Raw genomic sequence first — 3824 nt, forward strand, 5'->3', positions numbered from 1 at the left:
GCGTTCCGGGACCGCAAGGGGAACCCGGTCCACAGGGAATTCCTGGTTTGCAGGGAGAACCTGGCCCACAGGGCGTTCCGGGACCGCAAGGGGAACCCGGTCCACAGGGAATTCCTGGTTTGCAGGGGGAACCCGGCCCACAAGGGGAGCCTGGTCCACAGGGGGAACCCGGTCCACAGGGGGAACCCGGTCCACAGGGGGAATCCGGTCCACAGGGAGAGCCTGGCCTACAGGGGGAACCCGGCCCACAAGGGGAGCCTGGTCCACAGGGGGAACCTGGCCCACAGGGCGTTCCGGGACCGCAAGGGGAACCCGGTCCACAGGGGGAACCTGGTCCACAGGGAGAGCAGGGACCGACAGGTACCTTTGATCCTGGAGATGTTCTGTTCTATATAAATGGCAATGGTGGTCCAATACCCATAAGGTTTGGGGAAGATTTGAACTTCATCTCTCCCAATTTAGATATTTTCTTATACGACAATCCGGCCACAGTGGAAATCAATGGCAGGGCAATGGAAACTGCATTTGGCGGTCTATATTCCGATACTGTCCAATCGTTTGACTTTACTGTCAGCAATCAAGTTGAACAGATACAATTCAATAACTTTATGCCATCCTTCAATGTTGGGACTAATCAGAATGAATTGCAGATTTATATACCAGGGGAATACGAAATCAACTATATGATTCGAATAGACCCAGTTGAGATACCAGACCAGACAATATCTGCGGGCGTACGTCAAGATGGCAGTTTCATAGACTCCACATTGCAATATGGCACACTTTCAACAACCGGTAACACAATCTTACAAGGAAGTGTCATTGAATTCCTGAGCGGCCAGGTTGATTTGGCGTTTCGTTCCACCGGTGCTGCAGCCTTTGAGCTGGCTTCGCTTACAAATGCCACGCTTTCTATAAAACGAATTACTCCATTACTATAAAAAATAGTGTCGGTAAACTTAGAGCACGATATAAGAATAGATAAATCAACTTGACAGATTCGACATTAAAATTTAGAGTATAGGAACAAGAATATTCGCCTTCGGCGGATAAGGCGAACAAAGATAAAATGAGGTAGCAAAATGATATTGAAAACGGAGCGTCTTGAATTAGTACCATTGCTTCCCTATCAATTAAAATTGTGGGTAGAGAACCTACCAAAGCTGGAGAAAGACTTAAATTGTTCTTATCAAGCAGAGCCTATGGAGGGACTTTTTCTCGAAATTGTAAAAGGACAATTAGAAAAAACAGAAAAGTATTCTAACGATTACTTATGGCATAGCTTCTGGTTTCTGGTTCACAAAAGTGACCGGGTTGTCGTTGGTTCCGCTGATTTCAAGGATATACCGAATGCGGATCGAGAGGTCGAAATCGGCTATGGGTTGGGAAAAGAGTTTGAGCACAACGGATACATGACAGAAGCGGTGCAAGCCATGTGCAGGTGGGCTTTGAAACAAGAAAACGTGACCCATATTATTGCAGAAACGGACATTGACGGGTTTGCATCACAACGCATTTTGCAACGCTGTGGTTTCGTTGAAAAAAGGCGGGAAGAAACAATATGGTGGCGACTATAAATATTTTGCTGAGTCCACCTTATTGGTAATAAGCGTACGAATCATTTTGCTGCTTTCATTTGTGGCAAGCAGGGCACAACGGTACACACTGTTTTGCGGGAGTGCATTTACTCCCGCCCTGCTTACTACGATTGTTCCCCGACAAATGAGAATTGTCAGCGTTGAACCACATAACAATAATGCGGCATATCTACACCTTTGTAATGCTTTGTCCATGTGCCTGCCATTGTCATCCCGTTACTTATGGCTACGTTTTGAGATGCTATATTTGTATCTCTGATGATAGAGCAAACTACCTCTGCCTTTAATACTTCAAATGCATACTTTTTACACGCCTTTGCCGCTTCGGTGGCATACCCTTTATGCCAATATAGTCGATTGAAAAGATAACCTATTTCAAGTACCTCCTCATCTTTCCAGGGCTGCATTGTAAGCCCGCACTGCCCAATCATTTCATCGGTTTCCTTTAGAATAACTGCCCATAAACCAAAATTCCATTTTTGATAACGGGAAATTTGTCTATTGAGCCATTCTTGGACTTCATCCTCACTGAATGCACCCTCATATGCGTACATTGTATCTTCATCTTGTAAGATTTTACACAATGATTCAAAATCAAATTGATTCATCTCACGCAGATATAATCGCTCTGTTTCGAATATCATATTTACCTCCCAAAATCAAAATTTGTCGCTCTACTCAGATTATATAAAAATAGCGTCATGCTTTCTGACTTTTATCGTACCACAGATAAACGATGATATGCGAGAAACTTTTATTTTAAGCTGTTCTCTCATGGTGTCTTAAACATTTATGAGGGCTTGTAAGAAGATTTTCATTTATTAAATCTATAAAAAATAGTAAATTAAGCTCTTTTGAACAATATGGTTTTGGGACGAAGGGGATATTAGAAACGCCGAAAACCCGCATTGTTCTGTATTCTAAAAGGAAGCCATAAGAACCGGGTGGAAAATCTGGGGCTGTATGCAAGGTTGTATCGCCTTCAGAAAGGCAGCTTAAAGTGGGCAGTGCAAAGGTCTCTATTGCAACTCTTTAAGAAGAAACTCTGTATATAACAGTTGATTATTATATGTGATACACTTACAGAAAACCTGTAAGGAGGATAAAAACATGAATTTACAAAAATTAGTGTCTGCATATCTGGAATACTGCAAATATCGGAAGGAGCTTGACGAAAAGACATTAAAAGCTTATCGCATCGATTTGAAGCAGTATTTTGAATTTATTAACTGTCAGTCTCCGAAAAGAGAGGAGATTGAGTTATATATTACTGATTTGCATAAAAAATATAAGCAGAAGACGGTAAAAAGAAAACTTGCTAGTATAAAAGCATTTTATAATTATTTGGAAGAGGAAGAGATAATTAAAGAAACTCCTTTTAGAAAGATAAAAGTAAAATTCAAAGAAAGCACGATACTTCCCCGGATTATACCAAGAGAAGAGATAGAATGCCTGTTAAATTATATGTACGCATACTCTAAAATGCTTCATAAAGATGCGTATAGATACTGGCTCAGAGATATTATTGTTGTAGAAATATTATTTGCAACTGGTGCGAGAGTATATGAGATTTCCAATATACGGGCAGACTGCATCAGCCTGCATTCAGGCTTAATCAGAATAATGGGAAAAGGAGGTAAAGAGCGTCATGTACAGTTGACAGAACCTTCTGTTCTGCAACTGCTGAGGCGATATTACGATGCAAACAAAGAGATGATAAAGAAAAGTGGTTTTTTTTTCGTAAATATGAGAGGCAGCAGGTTTACCGAACAGTCTATAAGGCTAATGATTAAAAAATACTCGAATCTTGCAGGGATAGAAAGGAAGATTACGCCACATATGTTCCGCCACTCATTTGCGACTTATCTGATTGAAGAAGGGGTAGATATAAGCTGCGTCCAGCAGATTTTAGGACATAGCTCTATAAAGACGACGCAGATATATATCCATGTGGCAGCCAGGATACAGGCGGAGATTTTGGAGAAGATGCACCCGCGGAAGAAGATGAACATAAAAAACGCTGCCTGATTTGAACTAGATTATATGAAAATGATTGGCCGGCTGAAAGGGGCGGTCTTTTTGTGGTTATTGGAAATGTGGAGCTTAAATAATAATGGATAGTTTTCTGATTTGGCATAGAAAAATATGGAAAAAACTGGTATAATATATTTGATAATTCGTAGTTATCCTTTTTGTTTTGTTAAACTAATACATTATTAAATACAG

The 3824-nt window shown here is 41.1% G+C and carries 5 protein-coding genes; 4 read left to right on the plus strand and 1 reads right to left on the minus strand.

The features are described from left to right. From HJV72_RS19895 to HJV72_RS18675, 3 genes are all read left to right on the plus strand, one after another. Window positions 1–396 (plus strand): hypothetical protein (locus tag HJV72_RS19895; RefSeq protein WP_243765706.1); only part of this gene is annotated, 396 nt, incomplete at its 5' end. A gap of 41 nt (window positions 397–437) precedes the next feature. Next, window positions 438–941: a hypothetical protein gene (locus HJV72_RS19900; RefSeq protein WP_243765707.1), complete on the plus strand. Its 504-nt coding sequence runs from the start codon at window positions 438–440 to the stop codon at window positions 939–941. A gap of 141 nt (window positions 942–1082) precedes the next feature. Continuing rightward, window positions 1083–1577 (plus strand): GNAT family N-acetyltransferase, encoded by a 495-nt coding sequence (locus HJV72_RS18675; RefSeq protein WP_208073343.1) that lies wholly within the window; start codon window positions 1083–1085, stop codon window positions 1575–1577. A gap of 155 nt (window positions 1578–1732) precedes the next feature. Here HJV72_RS18675 and HJV72_RS18680 read toward each other — a convergent pair whose 3' ends face one another. Further along, a complete protein-coding gene (locus HJV72_RS18680; protein ID WP_208073345.1) occupies window positions 1733–2242 on the minus strand; it encodes a GNAT family N-acetyltransferase in 510 nt (169 codons plus the stop codon). A gap of 466 nt (window positions 2243–2708) precedes the next feature. On the opposite strand from HJV72_RS18680, the gene HJV72_RS18685 reads away from it, so the two are divergent. Then, window positions 2709–3626: a tyrosine-type recombinase/integrase gene (locus HJV72_RS18685; RefSeq protein WP_208073347.1), complete on the plus strand. Its 918-nt coding sequence runs from the start codon at window positions 2709–2711 to the stop codon at window positions 3624–3626. Window positions 3627–3824: the final 198 nt, after the last annotated feature.

Source organism: Extibacter sp. GGCC_0201 (assembly GCF_017566055.1).
Lineage (GTDB): Bacteria > Bacillota > Clostridia > Lachnospirales > Lachnospiraceae > Extibacter.

Bases quoted from the DNA above. Each gene is read 5' to 3' on its own strand.
- HJV72_RS18675 (WP_208073343.1), top strand. From the start codon at position 1,083: ATGATATTGAAAACGGAGCGTCTTGAATTAGTACCATTGCTTCCCTAT.
- HJV72_RS18680 (WP_208073345.1), bottom strand. From the start codon at position 2,242: ATGATATTCGAAACAGAGCGATTATATCTGCGTGAGATGAATCAATTT.
- HJV72_RS18685 (WP_208073347.1), top strand. From the start codon at position 2,709: ATGAATTTACAAAAATTAGTGTCTGCATATCTGGAATACTGCAAATAT.